A 17296-nucleotide genomic window follows, 5' to 3' on the forward strand; every position below is an offset into this window, starting at 1 on the left:
CTCCATTTAGATAAAATAAAAAATCGTATTTATTCGATGTCACCATCAATCAAAGGCACAAAACGAACAGACTCTAGTTGATGATGAACAAAATTATCACCTTGTCGTTGCACAATGATTAATTGCTGCTCCTTTTCGCCAATCGGTGCAATCAATACCCCTTCATTAGCCAATTGCGTTAAAAGCGCTTCTGGCACGCGCGCAGCAGCTGCGGTCACAATGATGCCATTAAACGGACCTTTAGCAGGCCAGCCTTGCCAACCATCGGCGTGCTTCATCATCACATTATAAAAGTCGAGCTGCTGTAGCCGTCTTTTTGCCTGCCATTGCAAGGATTTAATCCGCTCAACAGAATACACTTCTTTAAACAACTGAGCCAAAATAGCACTTTGGTAGCCTGAGCCAGTGCCAATTTCAAGCACCTTATCTTTCACACCAGCATCTAATAATAATTGTGTCATTTTAGCAACAATGTATGGCTGCGAAATCGTTTGACCAAGGCCGATAGGCAATGCTGTATTTTGATATGCCTGATGCTTTAGTACATCATCGACAAATACATGTCTTGGTGTTGCTGCAATTGCGTTTAATACTAAATGATTGGTAATGCCATCTTGCGATAGTTTATGCGCTAGTGCCTGTGCACTACGATCATAATTGCTGAGCACTAGGAAACTCCAAGTTACCGACCCATTCACTCATTGCCACTAAACTCTCTTTTGCTGTCATATCAACGGTTAAAGGAGTAACTGAGGCATAACCTTGTTTTACAGCATAAAAGTCAGTACCGGGGCCTGCATCCGACTCACTTCCTAAACTGCCATACCAATAAATATCACGGCCCCAAGGGTCTAGTTGTTTGGTCATAGTTTCAGCTTTATGACGCGCGCCAAGACGTGTTACTTGAATCCCCTTTAGCTCTGCTAATGGAATATCCGGCACATTAATATTAATAATTTGATCTTTTGGCAGAGGATGAGACGCTAAAGACGAAATAATTTTCACAGCAACGGCTGCAGCCGTTTCGTAATATTGCTCATCTTTAGAGCATAACGATACCGCAACCGCAGGCAAGCCCATATGGCGCCCTTCTGTTGCTGCAGCGACTGTGCCCGAATATAAGGTATCATCGCCTAAATTGGCGCCGTTATTTATACCTGCAACCACTAAATCAGGCGCAAAATCGAGCAGTTCATTCAAAGCAATATGCACACAATCGGTTGGCGTACCATTTATAGAGATAAAACCATTCTCTAACGTAGTAGCACGAAGTGGGTTAAGTAGCGTCAGCGAATTACTTGCGCCACTGCAATTGCGATCGGGTGCTACCAGCACAACTTCCGCTATTTGTGATAACGCTTGATATAACACCGCAATCCCTTTGGCATGAACCCCATCATCATTACTTAATAAAATTCTCATTGTTCTTCTTCCTGTTCTTTATGACTTGGGGATGCATCACGATAGAGTACAAGTTCACGCAATAATGCAGTTGCAAAACAACCTTTTGCCAAAGCAAATTCAATTACTAGCGTCGTTGAGTCTTCTTGCTTAATAGTTAACCCTTGCGGTACTAGGCGTAATAAACGCCGCTCCGTTTTTAAACCAAGCTCAATTAAACCATCTCGCCACTGTTGAAAATCAGCCAACCAAAGTAACTCTTGAGCCGTAAGCGCCTCATCACCTTTACCTATCAAAGGTGCCGATAAAGCAATATCATTCGCTGCTAGTCTATCTAAATTAAGGCTATTAATTGGCTCTTTAAAAAATGCATTACTGCCATCGAGTAAAAATACCTCCTCATGCATGGTTTTGGCTAAACCATGTTCAAGCACACGTTTACTGACTATTTGATTAAAAACATGGGAACGCGCGGCAGAAATCACTATACCACGCAGTTTTTTATCACGAATACGTTCGCCCGCAAACATGCGCTGCGCCATCGTTAAATTATGGCCATCACGACCAAAACGTTGCTCACCAAAATAATTAGGCACACCAGCCCTGAGCGCATTGATGCGGCAAAACACATCAAGCGGCTCACTAACATTTCGAAGCCTAATGGTAAATTTATTAGCTTGATGACAACCAGTACGTAATTTTCGGTGATGCCTCACTTGCTGCACAATAAACAGTGTATCGCTGTTAAGCACACTAAAATCGATGTCAGTTTTAATTGGAACTGGCACACTAAACCATTGTGTACAAACCCCGTGGCGATCTTTAAGCCCGGCATAACTCACATCACGAGGATTAACCCCTGCATGTTTCGCAATCAACTTAGCAACAAATTGGGTATTTTCACCTTTTTTTACCACCTGCAAGCAAACATGCTCACCCGCACCACTGAGCTCAAACCCTAAAACCTCATCAACCATGAAATCTTCGGGCTCTTTTTTAAAGTCAGCATGCGAAAGCGGTTTACCATATAAGTAATTTAATTCACTCATACTGGTTGGCTCATCATTAAAACAACCGCATGAGTTGAAATTCCTTCTTTTCGCCCTTCATAACCTAATTTTTCGGTGGTAGTGGCTTTAACATTCACTTGCTCAACGCTCGCGTTTAAGTCTGCAGCTAAAATTGCGCGCATTTTTTCGATATGAGGCAGCATCTTTGGCGCTTGTGCCACTATCGTAATATCAGCATTACCTAATTGATAACCGCGCTCAGTTGCCAATGAGACCACATGGCGTAATAAAATTCGGCTATCGATATTCTCATATTCCTTTGCCGTATCAGGAAAATGCTTACCAATATCACCTAATGCTAAAGCCCCTAAAATGGCATCACATAAAGCATGGATGGCAACATCGCCATCAGAGTGAGCCACAAAACCTTGTGGGTAATCTATTTTTACGCCCGCAATTGTTAACGGACCTTCGCCGCCAAATCGATGTACATCAAAACCATGGCCAATACGGATCATTGTGTCTCCAAACTGCGCGTTGTGCTGAGGTAAAATTCAGCAAGTATTAAATCTTCAGGGGTGGTAATTTTTATGTTGTCTGAGCGCCCAGCAATAAGCATCACTGGATGCTGAGCGTGCTCCATAGCAGAGGCTTCATCGGTCACAATAAAACCTGCGTTTAAAGCATTTGTGAGTGCGTGAAAAAGTAAATCAACTTGAAACATTTGCGGTGTTAAAGCCTGCCAAAGCGCATCACGAGGAACAGTAGCTTCAATAAATTGGCCACCTTGCTTAATGGTATCTTTCACTTTTGAGGCTAAAATCCCACCCGTTTGGCTTGATAAACAACGATCAATTAATAGCTCAATATCGCTTGAGTGTACTAAAGGGCGCGCTGCATCATGTACTAATACCCAATCAACCCCTTGATCTTTTAAAAGAGTTAATGCATTTAATACGGTATTCGCGCGCTGCGCCCCGCCTTCGGTGCAGGTAATTTTTTCGTCATTTATTCCAAGCTCACCAAACCACATATCGTCTGGGCTAATTGCAACCATAATATGCTCAATGGCCGCAACAGATAACAGCTTATTTAAAGTGTGCTCTAAGACAGTTTGTTGATTAATCTTAATATACTGTTTAGGTAAGGCGCTTTGCATGCGACTTCCCACTCCAGCCGCTGGCACAATGGCAGCTATTTTGACTTGTTTCATTATTTTTGTTTACCAGGCAATACACGGTAAAAAGTTTCGCCGGGTTTAATTAACCCAAGCTCATTACGTGCGCGCTCTTCGATACCATCAAGGCCAATTTTTAAATCTTCAACATCGGCTTTTAGCAGCTTATTTCGCTTACTTAAATTGTCATTAACAAGCTGATGCTCATGCACAGCCAATTTTAAGCGGGTATAATCTTTGACTCCATTATGGCCAAACCATAATTTGTATTGAATAAAGGCAAACAAACACACCAATGCCAGTTGAAAAAGACGCATATTATTCTCCGTGTTTAACGTCTATTGGCCATAAACGGCTTGGCGAAGTTAAGCCAATTTAAATTTGCTGCTAATAACATTTCTCTAAGCGCCAAACGCCTTGGCGAAGTTCGTTTTTGCTGTAACCACACATGACCACAGCAAGCGGCGGTGATTGATGCTTTTGTCGGTTTAATTAATAATTGCTCATCACAGTCTTGGCTTGACCCATTTAATGAAAACCAACCATGTTGATTACAATGTAGACTTTCGTTTTGAATTTCATCAATACTATCGAGTTTGATGAAAGTCATGCCTTCTTTGCACACCACTATTGGCACAATTAAACCAACCTTCGCATTTTTTCTATAATAGTCAGCAACTTTTTCGCCTAAAAATTCTGGCGGATGCGCCGCTTGTTTTGCAATCCAACTGCCATTTTGGCTATCGAGTTGCAACGGGCTATTACCCGCTAAAATATGCACCGCAGCACGCTCAATGTAAAAAGGTAAACTGGCTAAAATGCGACACACTTTGGTATTATTTTGCTCTTTGCTGAGTCTTAAGATTTCACGGGCATAAAACGCATTACACAACTCAGCATGCAAACGATGCTTTTCAACATCTTGCCATAGTTCAGATTGCTGATTAAGTTGCTCTAACAATGCATTTCCTTTTTAAAAATTTGCTGTGTTTTTATACCATAGCAAAGTCCGCAGTGAAAACATTTGTCGCTAAGCTGATTTTTGCCCTAATTTTACCGTGCCATTTGCCATAAACTGAGCAACTTGTTGACGTTTTTTACCTAATAAAATCACGCCATCACTCATAAACAAGAAGTTCTGCCAACAGCGCACAAAAACATCCCAACGGGTTTCAATTACATTATTACGAGATAAACAAAAATATACCGTAGTATTATTATCCCAAGCTAAATGGCCTAACACTTCATCGGGTAAGGCTGAGCCCTCTTTTTCCCATGCTTTTTCCCAATTAATGGTTTCTAGCCAAGTCGATTTTTGGCCAAGCCACTCTTTTTCAGTAAAAAAATCTGGATGATCTTGTTCTTGGCTAATAAACGTAGTCCACACATTTGCGGCGCGCGCTTCGGTCATTGGCTTAATTAATGCCAGATCGTCAGGCGAAATTGGCAAATCTTTATGGCGAAATACCCACGCGTGTTTATGTTCTTCTAACGGTATATAATTCATGACTTCTCATTACAGGCCCTTTGCCAAAATTAGTTAGAGTATAACTCAGCACAGGCTTAGATTTATAGCGCCATGAAAGCGAAAACCAGTCTTTAGGCTGAACAAAAGGAAAAAACATGACAATCCAAACGGGTTTATATCAGCATTACAAAGGTCAAGAGTATCAAGTGCTCGCTTTAGCAACCCACAGCGAAACCCAAGAAGCCTTGGTAATTTACCAAGCCTTGTATGGCGAGTTTGGTATTTGGGCTAGGCCTTTAACCATGTTTAACGAAACGGTCGAAATTAATGGTCAAATCGTTCCACGCTTTAAATTAATCACTCCTTCAACAAAAACACTTGGAACGTATTAACAGTTTTTGACACTTTTCAACAGATTTCCTGCAGAAGCTAACAAAGTAATTCTCTACACTTTAGAAAACCTTAAAGAGAATTGCTCATGAAAAAATCACTTCCCCTTTTATTAATGGTTAGCTGGCTTGCAGGTTGTGCTAATCAAGGCATTGATCGCGCTGACCAAAATAAAGTGATCAAACAGTATTACGCTCGCGTTGATTCGATTGCCCATGTAAAACTTGATTCTGACGTGCCCGAAGCTATGGCAATTGGCGGTGCCACAGGATTAATTAAAAACCTAGATGGCGATAGCGGTGACATGATTGCAGGTACAATAGTCGGTGCTTTTTTTACAGGAATAATCAGCGCCGCTTTTGAAGGAGATAACAACGCTTATCAGTATCAATTAAGTAGCGTTACTCAAGGCAACTTTTCGGTGGTACAAAAAGACAAAAGCATCAAACCAGGTGAATGTGTCTTAGTCAAAGAAGCAAGCAAAGTGACGCTGACAAAAATCCCAGAACACTTTTGCCAACAAACACCGCCGGAGTCGAGTTTATAATTGCAAGCTGTTGGTATTTTTGCATGAGTATGGGATGATATTCTCATCAGACCACTTGAGAGATTCAATCATGTCCTTTAACGGCACAGCCAATTATATTGCCAGCGAACCATTAAAATTAGCGGTTAACGCCGCGATGTTATTAGAAAAACCGTTACTGATTAAAGGCGAACCTGGTACAGGTAAAACCATGCTTGCTGAGGAACTTGCCAAAGCACTTGATACCGAGCTCATCCAGTGGCACATCAAATCAACCACTAAAGCGCAACAAGGTTTATATGAATACGATGCAGTGTCTCGTCTTCGTGACAGCCAACTTGGTGATGCGCGTGTTCACGATATCAATAACTACATTGTTAAAGGCAAAATGTGGCAAGCGTTTAGTGCCAATAAACGCCCTGTTTTACTGATTGATGAAATAGATAAAGCCGATATTGAATTTCCAAACGATTTACTGCTTGAACTCGATAAAATGGAGTTTCACGTTTATGAAACTGGAGAGCGTGTTAAAGCGGCTCAGCGCCCTATTGTGATTATTACTTCCAATAACGAAAAAGAGCTGCCCGATGCATTTTTAAGACGTTGTTTTTTCCACTACATTAATTTCCCAACCGCAGAGCAAATGCAACAAATCATTGATGTGCATTACCCACATGTAAAACAAAAATTAGTCAGTGCAGCGCTTGAAGCCTTTTTTGAACTGCGCGATGTCAATGGTTTAAAGAAAAAACCTTCAACCAGCGAATTGCTTGATTGGTTAAAGTTACTAATGGCACAGGAGATTGACGCCCAAACATTACAAGATAAAACACATCAAGGTGGTTTAATGCCTATGTTTGGGGCATTGCTTAAAAATGAACAAGATATCAGCCTGCTTGAAAAGCTCGCATTTATGAGCCGTAAACGCTAATACCATGCTTATTTCATTTTTTTTAACACTCAAAAAGTATCAGCTACCAGTTAGCATGCGCGAATTACTCGATTTAATTCGCGCCCTTGAGCAAGGTATTGTCTTTGCTAACATGGACGACTTTTACCAATTAGCACGCATCATTTTAATCAAAGACGAAAGCGCGTTTGATCGCTTCGATCAAGCATTTGCCGAATACTTTAACGGCATCGTGCAACTAGATGTGGTTAATTTACTCAGCCAAGCTGCTAACTTACCCGATGAATGGCTGCGTAAAGAGTTTGAAAAAAATCTATCCGAAGCCGAAAAGCAACAAATCAAAGCCCTAGGGGGCCTCGATGCGCTGTTAAAAACGCTGCAAGAACGTCTAGCAGAACAACAAAAACGCCACGCGGGCGGCAACAAATGGGTCGGTACCGGCGGCACTTCACCATTTGGCGCCTATGGTTATAATCCTGAGGGGATCCGTATCGGCCAAGCCGAAAACCGCCAACGCCAAGCGGTGAAAGTGTGGGATCAACGAGAGTTTAAAAACTTTGACAACCAAGCGGATATTTCCTCACGCACCATGAAACTGGCATTAAAAAAACTGCGTAAATTTGCAAGAAGCGGTGCATCGAACCAACTAGCACTAAATGACACCATTAGCGCTACGGCAAAACAAGGTGGCATGCTGGATATTAAAATGGAACCACTGCGCCGTAACTCAGTTAAAGTGCTGATGTTTTTTGATGTCGGCGGCTCAATGGATGATTACATTCAGACTTGCGAAGAATTATTTAGCGCCGCTCATAGCGAGTTTAAACACCTAGAGTTCTTTTATTTTCACAATTGTGTTTATGAACAGGTTTGGCAAGATAATCAGCGCCGCCGTGAAAAGCACCTTTCAACTTTTGATATTTTGCATAAATATGGCAAAGACTATAAAGTGATTTTTGTTGGCGATGCCACCATGGGTCCTTATGAAATAACCTATCCAGGTGGCAGTGTTGAACATTGGAATGAAGAATCGGGCCAAGTTTGGCTAAATCGCTTAACGGAGCATTTTGATAAAGTCGTTTGGCTCAATCCACAACCACAGCAACACTGGGATTTTTATCACTCAATTGGCGTGATAAAACAACTGATGCACCAAAAAATGTTTCCACTAACCTTAGGTGGGATCAACGATGCAATTAAAGCGCTAAGTTAATACCCTTAATAAATTTGAGGGTGAAATGAGCGCCGTTTTCACCTAGAATGCGCCCGTTTCTTTGGGCCATTTAAGTAAAAACTATGCAATCTAATGACGCACAACTTACCTCGTCAACCTCATGCCGCGTCGGTATTATCGGTGCAGGCATCGCAGGCTCGACTATCGCTATACGGTTTGCAGAATTAGGCATCAATACAACCTTAATTGAGCAAGGGCCGAGCCTAGTGAATGGCCCTCCAATTTGTCACCTGCACGCTGGTGGTAATTTGTATCGAGAAATCTCAGATAAACAATGTCTTACATTACTAAAACAATCGATTGATACGTTAAAAGTTTATCAACAAAGTGCCAATATTCGTCCAACTGTCATAGCATTACCAAAACGAGACAAAGGCAGCGTTGACGATTATTTACCGCGCCTTCAAAAATTACAGCAGTATTACCAAGCGTTAATAACTCAAGACCCAAGTAATCAAGTGCTTGGTAAACCAAATGATTATTATAAAATTTATCAACAAGAAGACCTTGAGCAACTCGCCAAGCAGCATCTGCCACTTAAAATAAACACGTTAGATGACTGGCTTATTCCTGTGGCTAAAAATCTAGATTTAACTCAATTACAATGGCCTGTTATTTTAGTGCAAGAATATGGCTTAAGTTCGTTTCGCTTAGCCGCCATTGCGACTTTGGCCGCTGCGCAATTACCAAGCTGTACGCTAAAGCTAAACAGCCAAGTATTGTCGGTTAGTCAGATTGAAGATAAATGGTCGGTGCAAACGAATCATGAAATTGTAAAGTTTGACTATTTGATTAATGCTGCCGGATATCAGACGGGTGAAATTGATGACATGCTTGGCTTTAAAAGAAATCGAATGGTGGAATTTAAAGCCGCTTATGTCGCCAAATGGCCTGATTGCATTGGGCTTTGGCCTGAAGTGATTATTTTAGGCGAACGCGGTACACCCAATGGCATGGCACAATTAACGCCTTATCCTGATGGCTACTTTCAGCTACATGGCATGACGCAAGACATCACCTTGTTTAAAGATGGCTTGGTAAAAAACAATCAAGATAGCGCTCAACCTTTATTACCCACTAAATTACTCAATAAGGCGCGCCATTTGTGGCAACAAGTTGATATTCACCAAAGAACACAACTGTCCATTCACCATTTGGCACAATTTATGCCAAGTTTTGATTCGGCAAAACCTGCAGGCAAACCACTGTATGGCGCCCAGCAAATACCAGGGCAAGATCCAACGTTACGTGCAGCCGATGTCTCATTTGAAACAGCTAATTATGCTCGCGCTGAAATAGTAAAAGCATCGTCAGCACTGTGCGCCAGCGATGCAATTTTGCAAGATTTAATCGATAAAAAGCTGCTATGTGCTGAACTTAGCGAAAAAGCAGCCAATGCGGGTCATTATTTTGCGATTACGCAATCATTTACTGACCAGCAAATTGAGCAAACAGCTAAAACATTAGCTAGCCAGCGAGAGTATCCGATTGCGCTTGCAAAAAATATTCAGGGATAAATGAGTATTATTGGCTAAACCCGAACAAGATGGTCAATTAATTTTGCAAAATGATCGAGCACTAAATCTGGTTTGGAATTAGCAATGGGTTCGCCATAATTGTAGCCATAAGTAAGGCCGACACTTTGCATTTTAGCGGCTTTGGCGGCCAAAATATCATTTTTTGAATCTCCGACCATCACAGCTTGTTCAACCGAAAAGTCGAGTTGTTGGCACGCAGTAATCAGAGGTAGAGGATCGGGCTTTTTACGCGCTAAACTATCGCCTCCCAATACATTACTAAATAGTGAATTTAGCTCTATTGCAGCCAATATCGGGGCAATAAAACGCTCCGGTTTATTAGTAATTAAAGCAAGGGTAAATCCTTGCTGTTTCAATGTCGTTAACGTGCGATATACATCTGGGTAAAGGCGGCTCTTTACCACTAAATTATGCTGATAATGATTTAAGAAAATAGCGAGAGCATCATCAATTAAGCTCAGCTCTACAGGTTTTGATAAGTATGCATGCGCTAAAGCACGCTCCACCAATACTTGTGCGCCATTGCCAACCCAAGTACGGATAAGCGACTCATCAACTGGCTCAAGTTGTAAATCAGCCAGCATTAAATTAATTGTTAGCGCTAAATCAGGAGCGCTGTCTATTAAAGTGCCATCTAAATCAAAAATAATCAGCTCTTTAGCAAAAAAGGTCATAGTCAAAAGTACTCTTAGCTTATTTTAGAGCGCGATTATACCTTTCTTAGAGCGAGTAATTTAATAACAAACTTAAATAAAACTTAATGAGTCAAAAAAACGTTTTGATAATACTCAACAAAAGTAGGATCAGCGGCGCTTTGTCGCCACCAAGTTGTCATCGCATTTTGATATGCCTTTGTCGGTTTAATGCGGGCTAATACTTCATTAACCTGCTTTATTACATTACGCCCCCAAGGAGTATCTGCACAGGCGACCTTCCCCATAGAAAAAGGCTCCAGCCCTTCTATTTTCTGCTCTATTAAAGGGTTATCTCCATTGAATCCATGGCTTTGTAAGTAATACTGAATTTGAAATGGATATGCCAAGGTGTAATCTAAACGCCCAGCGACCACCATTTCGATTAATCCATTGGGCGATTCCGATTCACGGCGATAAATATTATCGGCAGGTTCAAAGTCTGCAAGGATTGCGTCAATATAAGATCCATAAGAGCGGGCCTGATCAAGACCAATAAATAATGCTTTATTCGCGAGTAAGTGTCTTAGGTTTGAAGCGGGCATAGTAAGTGCCTTTGACTTTAATAAAACAATTCGGTTACTTGGATGAGCGATACTGGCATTGGAAAAAACCATAAATTTTTGTCGTTCAGGAGTATCAAATAGAGCTGGTAAACAAACATTTTTTTTAGCCCTGATTTCAAACGATGAACTTGCAAGTGTACTGACCTCAATTACATGCTCATACTGAGGCAATTGATCAATAATTTCTTTTAAAATTAGATCGATAAAACCTTTATTTTTAAACTCACCATGAACAATTGTTGAAGGTGGCGCGTGGTTTAATTGCCAAATAATTTGCTCTTGAGCATGTGCAACCCAAGCACTCAATATGCTCAATAATAAGAAACTAAAATGGCAAAGCTGCTTATTGAAAGTGTTCAAGTGAATATTCAACTCTTTTTAACTGATAATTAAGTGATAACACACCATACGAAAATAGGAAGGAAGTTAAATTAAAATAATAAAAAAGAATTAGATTTACAGCAGGCAATTTGAAAGTTTGGCTACAAACAAAACCATTTATAGCCAAAATGATACAGCAAGATTAAAGAGTACGAAGGTAAAGTGGGTCATGTAATGAGGCATTTAAAATTAAATTAACCGATTTTGCTTTAACTTCTAATTCCGCCTGCCAAATCGCTAAATCATCCAAAGTAATCGTATTATCATCAAGTAACCATAATTGGCGATTACCTGAATAATAAAAATATAAGGTATGCATTGCAGATACATCACCTTGGTCGACTGCATTTTTAACTTTTTGTAGTTTTCGAGTCACTTGATTTAACGCTTGTTTTAAATCCCACACATACATTACCTCAGTCATAAAGGTATGCTCGCGATTGTGCTTCAGTACAAAACCAATTATTAACGAACCACAAATCACGCCAATTAAATTCCAATGAAAATGTGACCCTTGCTCTGATGGGAAAAGAGCAATTAAAGACTGCGAAATAGACAGACTTAAAATGGAAAGCACCACAATAGCCGCCACAATAATGATATTTAAATGTTTTCTGTAACGTTGTTTATTGATTTCTTGTAACTGCATACGTCCTCACTATCAGAATAAAAACAACTTATTCTACCTTGAAAGAACAAACTTACTTAACTAAATGCAACAAGCAAAATAAAATAACCCCAATTGCTAATTTAATCTCAATAACTCCCCTTTAATTGGTCCTACTAAAATTGATTTATGCGATAAAAAAGATTTTTATGCACCTTTTATCTTAATTAAATAAAATAACGCTTGCGTAAGAAGCAAATAACAGATAGCATCCATTCTTTGGTTTACCACTAACCTCTCAGTGTTAAATTCCAGTAGTAATGCCCCTTCTTACCCTGATCCAGTAAGCCAGCATTAAAAAATCGAAAAGCTGAATTATTGTACGGCGACTAAAGCAATGCTTGTCTATTGCTAAAATGAAAATCCATGTTAGAGAATACTAAACTCATTGACTTAGTGTTCGGAAGAATCGTCAAAACTGTATTGAAGCTTATTTTAAAATTTCTTCAGCAAAATGCTGAACACATTTATTGTGAGTTTTCTATGTCATATAACTATAACGGATCGTTGATCCAAATTGCACATCCAGTGCAGTCTATCTCTGTTAATAAAAGCAATGTTATTTTTGCTGATAAAACAGGATTAAAAAATACGCGTTTTGCTACAAACAGCGACGCTCGTTTATTTGTTAATTGGCTCAAAACTAGCTAATAACAAATAAACAATAAAAAAACGCAAGCAAAGACTTGCGTTTTTTTATGCCCTAAATCTTTAGCAACAAACATTATTAAGCTTTAAATCCAACCTTTATATTTAAAATATCCGGCCAATGAAACAAATAATCCCACTAATAAAGCGACAAAAATAAAGAATGCATTTGGGTTTTCAGTACCAGGTACACCACCTACATTAATCCCAAGTAATCCGGTCAAAAAACCAAGTGGTAAAAAAATCGCAGCGACAACTGACATAATGTACATGCGTTTATTAACTTGTTCTGAAATCAAGTTAGCAATTTCTTCATATACTATTTGTGCTCGCTCAATTGCCATATCAAGCTCTTCGATTAAGCGTGTTAGATCATTAATACTTTCTTCAATAACTTGCACTTGCTCAGATTCAAACCAAACAAGTTGATGCGACAAAAACTGTTTTAACCCCTCGCGTTGCGGTTTAATGTAGCGCTTAAGTGTAATAGTTTGCCTGCGTATTTTAGATAAAGCTTGATGCAAATTATCATTAGCAGCAACCCCTAAATCACTTTCAAAAACATCTAACCTATCGTCGACTTCATCAATCACACTTTCCATCCGACTAGTTAAGCCAAGCGCCAATTGGCTAATAATTTGAGAAATAGAGCAAGGGCCTTGGGCAATCATTAACTGATCATGTAATTGGCTAACGGATAATAATCGCCGTCTACGCGTACTTATAATTCTGTTTTCATCTGCATAAACCCGAATGGATACCATGTCTTCTGGCGTTTGTGCAGGATTAAGATTCACACCTCTTAAAAATAATAAACATCCACTGGCGACTTTAACCGCTCTTGGGCGGGTTTCACCTGCTAATAACGAATCAATAACTAACGGCTCTAACCCTAAATCTTGTTGGATCCAATCTTGGCTTTGCTCTACACCATAATCAAAATGGAGCCATAATTGACCTTGTTCAGGTTGCCAAGAGCGAACCTCATGCGCATTAAGTGGTTTTGCTCCTCCTGCGCCATCAAGTAGTAGCGCATGGATTAATCCTTGGTTTTTCATAATTTTTCTCACTATTTCGGTGCTAACGCAAGATAAGAATTAAGGAGTAAGTTATACTCAAATAAATGAATCACCTAATGATTTTACAATTATTCAATGCCCAATAAATCACATCTAAAAGAGAATAACCAATGGCTGAAAAACTATTAGTTGGATGGCGAGAATGGCTCAGCTTACCAGATCTTGGGATCACAAAAATCAAAGCTAAAATTGATACTGGTGCCCGTACATCTTGTTTGCATGCATTTAAAGTTGAAGAATTCAAAAAAAACAACCAGAATTGGGTGCGGTTTTGGCTTCACCCTATTCAACAAAATACAGAGGTCGAACTTGTTGCTGAAGCACAAGTTGTCGACATGCGAAAAGTCACCGATTCAGGCGGACACACAGAAACCAGATTTGTTATTAAAACAACCTTAACAATTAATCAAGAAAGCTTTCCTATCGAAGTCACCCTAACAAATAGGGAAAACATGATGTTTAGAATGCTTTTGGGACGCACTGCTATGAATGACAAAATCATCGTAGATCCTGCTGCGTCATATCTCACAAAATAAAGGAACAAACATTATGAAAATAGGTATTTTATCTCGCAATAAAAACCTTTATTCAACCAAGCGTCTCATTGAGGCAGCTGAAGAACGTGGCTTTGAAATAAAAGTAATCGACGCATTACGCTGCTATATGAATATCAACTCAGACAAACCTGAAATTCATTTTAAAGGCGAAAACCTATCTGATTTTAATGCCATCATCCCACGCATTGGCGCCTCGGTGACTTTTTATGGCTGTGCAGTATTACGTCAATTCGAAATGATGGGTGTTTACCCAATAAATGAATCAGTCGCAATTACCCGTTCAAGAGATAAGTTACGTTCTTTACAGTTATTATCGCGCAAAGGCATTGGCATGCCTGTCACAGGTTTTGCAAGCAAAGCCGATGACATCAAAGATTTATTGTCAATGGTCGGTGGCGCACCAGTTGTTATCAAATTGCTTGAAGGTACTCAAGGAATTGGGGTTGTACTTGCCGAAACTCGTAAAGCAGCAGAAAGCGTTTTAGAAGCTTTTATGGGCCTAAAAGCGAATATCATGGTGCAAGAATATATTAAAGAAGCTGGCGGCGCGGATATTCGCTGTTTTGTACTTGGCGATAAAGTCATTGCTGCAATGAAGCGTCAAGCACAAGAAGGTGAATTCCGCTCAAACCTACACCGCGGCGGCAGTGCATCTTTAGTCAAAATCACTCCTGAAGAGCGCAAAACTGCTGTTGATGCAGCAAAAGCAATGGGACTCAATGTTGCTGGTGTCGATTTATTACGTTCAAGCCGAGGACCTTTGGTCATGGAGGTAAACTCATCACCAGGCCTTGAAGGAATAGAAAAAGCAACGGGTAAAGACATTGCCGGTATGATCATTGATTTCATTGCTAAAAATGCGAGTGAAAATAAAACATCAACCCGCGGTCGTGGTTAATAATTTGACATAATAAAAGGCCTTTAAGGCCTTTTTTATTACTTAACCTCGGTTCTTAATAAGTGATTAACTAACATTTTGAATCAAAGATAAATGCTGTTTTTATCACATCAAGATTCGATGATTTAAAAACTATATTGATACGTTATGCGAGTTTGTCGCCCCTGTCCTGGCACTTGGCCATCATCCATTCTGGGATCAAACACAACAAACTGCTTATCGAGTAAATTAGTCGCTTTTAAGCTTAACTTTGACTTATCGCTCAATTGCCATTGCACACTCCCACCAAAAAGCAGATAGGCACTTTGCGAAAAATCCATACCATTATCTAGCGCGACATTAACGCCATCGCGCCAATTAGCATTTACGCTAAACAACAAACTTTCAATACGATAGTTAATAAACGTACTAGCAAAGTGTTTAAAACTCGCATTGGCAGGTTTATCAAATAAATTAGTGATATTAACCCCAAGCTCAAGCCCTGAACTAAAATGCCAATTTAAGCTACTCTCTAAGCCTTGAATTTTTTTATCGATCACATTAGCAAAGGTAAATTCTGCAGGCCCATTCGGGGTGGCGACTTTATTGATAAAATCATTCAGGTCATTACTAAAAAAGACTAATTCTGAATTAAATTGCTGATTATGGTATTGCCAAACAAGCTCGGTCGTTTTGACAAATTCGGAGGTTAAAGCAGGGTTGCCACTGGTCACTTCATCATTAGAATAAAGCTCATTAGTAACAGGAGTTCGAAATGACTCACCATATTGAAATTTAATGGTGTGCGATTTAATGCCACTAAAAACAGCAGCCAAACGAGGCGATACTTTACTTTCAATACTCACAACATCATCAAATCGTGCGCCTAAAAAAATCGTTAAATCATTGCTGTAATGCCATTTAAATTGACCATAAGCACTGTATTGATCGAGTGATTTTTTTAGCCCCGCAAACTCTGGGTTTTCGCTAAGCCTAGTCGGCCCACCAAGCCAATAATTATCATCAGGAATTGTTCTTTGCTGCTCTGTATCAAAGTGACTGGTATAAATCCCAGCTTGGAGCTGCTCGACTTTTTTTAATTCAAAGCCACTGGTTAAACTTAAAGTTTGTGATAATTCATTTTGATAATCTGTATTAAACGCCAATTCACGAGTACGCCAAAATGGCCCTACAAAAAAAGGCTCGCTTACTATCTGAGCTTCAGCTGGAATAATCATGCCTGAAGAGGCTATTTTATGTAAGCCGTAAAAAAACTTAGAGCTTAATGACGACTGAGCCGATTGCCACCATTGATATTGCGCACTTAAATAATTATTTTCACTTTTATGGCGATTTTGAGCCGAAAAACCGCCCAAATTCAAAAACTGATCAAGGTTTACTTGGTTATAACGCCCATTAAAATGCCATTTATTAACACTCAAACCAAGCTCAAAATAAACCGCATCTAGAGGGTCTTTCACCTGATTAAAATCGGTATATTGCTCCCCTTGTGATTTATCAACCGCTAAATTAACGAAAGCTTTTGAATTTTGTGTCAATTGTTGGTGCCAATTGGCAGACATTTGAGCCAAACCGTGCTCACCAATACCTACGATGACTTGGTTTTCGTGCTTTTTAGTTACAAAGTTAATCACGCCAATAAATGCATTACTACCATACAATGCCGAGCCTGGCCCGCGGATAACTTCGACTTTTTCAAGAATACTTGTTGGAATAAATGGGGTATAAACAGATGCCTTGCCAAAAGAAAACTCATTTAAGCGTTCACCATTTATCATCACCAATAAGTTGCCGCTGTCTAGGTATACGCCTCTGGCATGCTCTTTAGGCACAGCTCCAACCCAATCACCACGAGTTGATTGAAAGCCGGGAATAAAATTAATTAAATCATAGGCATTATTTACAGCTAGATTTTCGATTTGTTGTTTTGATATAACGGTAACAGTTGATGGCACAGATTGCAGGGTTTCACTGGTTTTACTGGCAAGTTCAATATTAACAGCTAACAGCTCTTCAAAACTTAAATCAAAGATATCCTCACCTTCAGCACCGTAAAGCGCTGTTGCAGACAGAAGCAATGAAGATATAAGTAATGCTTTAATAAAGAAGCCCTCTTTTGACTCTAACTTGAAAATAGCAAATAAAACGCAACAA

General features: G+C 39.8%; 21 protein-coding genes. 8 read left to right on the top strand and 13 right to left on the bottom strand.

Annotated elements, in window-relative coordinates; all coding sequences use genetic code 11:
- Positions 1 to 29: 29 nt before the first annotated feature.
- The 8 genes from PTUN_RS14160 to PTUN_RS14195 all read right to left on the bottom strand — a co-directional run bounded on the left by PTUN_RS14160 (position 30) and on the right by PTUN_RS14195 (position 5095).
- Positions 30 to 668 (bottom strand): protein-L-isoaspartate(D-aspartate) O-methyltransferase, encoded by a 639-nt coding sequence (locus tag PTUN_RS14160; RefSeq protein WP_009837621.1) that lies wholly within the window; start codon positions 666 to 668, stop codon positions 30 to 32.
- Complete coding sequence (gene surE / locus PTUN_RS14165) at positions 652 to 1422, bottom strand: 5'/3'-nucleotidase SurE (protein WP_009837622.1); 771 nt, start codon at positions 1420 to 1422, stop codon at positions 652 to 654. Before surE ends, PTUN_RS14160 begins: the two co-directional genes overlap by 17 nt.
- Positions 1419 to 2450, bottom strand: a complete 1032-nt coding sequence (gene truD, locus PTUN_RS14170) for a tRNA pseudouridine(13) synthase TruD (RefSeq protein ID WP_009837623.1) — start codon at positions 2448 to 2450, stop codon at positions 1419 to 1421. The genes surE and truD overlap by 4 nt, the downstream gene beginning before the upstream one ends.
- Complete coding sequence (ispF, locus tag PTUN_RS14175; protein ID WP_009837624.1) at positions 2447 to 2929, bottom strand: 2-C-methyl-D-erythritol 2,4-cyclodiphosphate synthase; 483 nt, start codon at positions 2927 to 2929, stop codon at positions 2447 to 2449. Before ispF ends, truD begins: the two co-directional genes overlap by 4 nt.
- Positions 2926 to 3624 carry a 2-C-methyl-D-erythritol 4-phosphate cytidylyltransferase gene (gene ispD, locus PTUN_RS14180; RefSeq protein WP_009837625.1) on the bottom strand — a complete coding sequence of 233 codons (699 nt, stop codon included), beginning with the start codon at positions 3622 to 3624 and terminating at the stop codon, positions 2926 to 2928. The genes ispF and ispD overlap by 4 nt, the downstream gene beginning before the upstream one ends.
- Entirely contained in the window at positions 3624 to 3905 is a 282-nt protein-coding gene (gene ftsB, locus PTUN_RS14185) for a cell division protein FtsB (protein WP_009837626.1), read from the bottom strand. Before ftsB ends, ispD begins: the two co-directional genes overlap by 1 nt.
- A gap of 14 nt (positions 3906 to 3919) precedes the next feature.
- Positions 3920 to 4549, bottom strand: a complete 630-nt coding sequence (locus PTUN_RS14190; protein ID WP_009837627.1) for a hypothetical protein — start codon at positions 4547 to 4549, stop codon at positions 3920 to 3922.
- Between the two features lie 69 nt (positions 4550 to 4618).
- On the bottom strand, positions 4619 to 5095 hold the full coding sequence (locus tag PTUN_RS14195; RefSeq protein WP_009837628.1) for a DUF2947 domain-containing protein: 477 nt from the start codon (positions 5093 to 5095) through the stop codon (positions 4619 to 4621).
- Between the two features lie 116 nt (positions 5096 to 5211).
- Between PTUN_RS14195 and PTUN_RS14200 the strand changes: the two genes are divergently transcribed.
- The 5 genes from PTUN_RS14200 (at position 5212) to PTUN_RS14220 (ending at position 9633) form a co-directional block, all read left to right on the top strand.
- The gene (locus tag PTUN_RS14200) at positions 5212 to 5448 is read left to right on the top strand and encodes a DUF1653 domain-containing protein (protein WP_009837629.1); all 237 of its coding nucleotides are present in this window, start codon (positions 5212 to 5214) and stop codon (positions 5446 to 5448) included.
- 86 nt (positions 5449 to 5534) lie between these two features.
- Positions 5535 to 5993, top strand: coding sequence for a hypothetical protein (locus PTUN_RS14205; RefSeq protein ID WP_009837630.1), 459 nt, complete (start codon positions 5535 to 5537; stop codon positions 5991 to 5993).
- A 70-nt stretch (positions 5994 to 6063) separates the two neighbouring features.
- Positions 6064 to 6903, top strand: a complete 840-nt coding sequence (locus PTUN_RS14210; protein ID WP_009837631.1) for an AAA family ATPase — start codon at positions 6064 to 6066, stop codon at positions 6901 to 6903.
- Between the two features lie 4 nt (positions 6904 to 6907).
- Positions 6908 to 8095: a vWA domain-containing protein gene (locus PTUN_RS14215; RefSeq protein ID WP_009837632.1), complete on the top strand. Its 1188-nt coding sequence runs from the start codon at positions 6908 to 6910 to the stop codon at positions 8093 to 8095.
- Between the two features lie 83 nt (positions 8096 to 8178).
- Positions 8179 to 9633, top strand: coding sequence for an FAD-dependent oxidoreductase (locus PTUN_RS14220; protein WP_009837633.1), 1455 nt, complete (start codon positions 8179 to 8181; stop codon positions 9631 to 9633).
- 14 nt (positions 9634 to 9647) lie between these two features.
- Here the strand turns inward: PTUN_RS14220 and PTUN_RS14225 are convergent, their stop codons facing one another.
- The 3 genes from PTUN_RS14225 to PTUN_RS14235 all read right to left on the bottom strand — a co-directional run bounded on the left by PTUN_RS14225 (position 9648) and on the right by PTUN_RS14235 (position 11942).
- Positions 9648 to 10328 carry a phosphoglycolate phosphatase gene (locus PTUN_RS14225; protein ID WP_009837634.1) on the bottom strand — a complete coding sequence of 227 codons (681 nt, stop codon included), beginning with the start codon at positions 10326 to 10328 and terminating at the stop codon, positions 9648 to 9650.
- An 83-nt stretch (positions 10329 to 10411) separates the two neighbouring features.
- A complete protein-coding gene (locus PTUN_RS14230; protein WP_083781254.1) occupies positions 10412 to 11284 on the bottom strand; it encodes a TIGR02285 family protein in 873 nt (290 codons plus the stop codon).
- A gap of 151 nt (positions 11285 to 11435) precedes the next feature.
- Positions 11436 to 11942, bottom strand: a complete 507-nt coding sequence (locus tag PTUN_RS14235; RefSeq protein ID WP_009837636.1) for a DUF3087 family protein — start codon at positions 11940 to 11942, stop codon at positions 11436 to 11438.
- Between the two features lie 384 nt (positions 11943 to 12326).
- Here PTUN_RS14235 and PTUN_RS14240 point away from each other — a divergent pair, with 384 nt between their 5' ends.
- The gene (locus tag PTUN_RS14240; RefSeq protein ID WP_009837637.1) at positions 12327 to 12611 is read left to right on the top strand and encodes a hypothetical protein; all 285 of its coding nucleotides are present in this window, start codon (positions 12327 to 12329) and stop codon (positions 12609 to 12611) included.
- A gap of 83 nt (positions 12612 to 12694) precedes the next feature.
- Here the strand turns inward: PTUN_RS14240 and PTUN_RS14245 are convergent, their stop codons facing one another.
- Positions 12695 to 13666: a zinc transporter ZntB gene (locus PTUN_RS14245; protein WP_009837639.1), complete on the bottom strand. Its 972-nt coding sequence runs from the start codon at positions 13664 to 13666 to the stop codon at positions 12695 to 12697.
- Between the two features lie 131 nt (positions 13667 to 13797).
- On the opposite strand from PTUN_RS14245, the gene PTUN_RS14250 reads away from it, so the two are divergent.
- Positions 13798 to 14223 carry an ATP-dependent zinc protease family protein gene (locus PTUN_RS14250; protein ID WP_009837640.1) on the top strand — a complete coding sequence of 142 codons (426 nt, stop codon included), beginning with the start codon at positions 13798 to 13800 and terminating at the stop codon, positions 14221 to 14223.
- Positions 14224 to 14236: 13 nt separating this feature from the next.
- Complete coding sequence (gene rimK, locus PTUN_RS14255) at positions 14237 to 15142, top strand: 30S ribosomal protein S6--L-glutamate ligase (protein ID WP_009837641.1); 906 nt, start codon at positions 14237 to 14239, stop codon at positions 15140 to 15142.
- 125 nt (positions 15143 to 15267) lie between these two features.
- Here rimK and PTUN_RS14260 read toward each other — a convergent pair whose 3' ends face one another.
- On the bottom strand, positions 15268 to 17220 hold the full coding sequence (locus PTUN_RS14260; protein WP_162892525.1) for a TonB-dependent receptor plug domain-containing protein: 1953 nt from the start codon (positions 17218 to 17220) through the stop codon (positions 15268 to 15270).
- Positions 17221 to 17296 lie beyond the last annotated feature (76 nt).

Origin of the sequence: Pseudoalteromonas tunicata, from assembly GCF_002310815.1 — a bacterium.
Classification (GTDB): domain Bacteria; phylum Pseudomonadota; class Gammaproteobacteria; order Enterobacterales; family Alteromonadaceae; genus Pseudoalteromonas; species Pseudoalteromonas tunicata.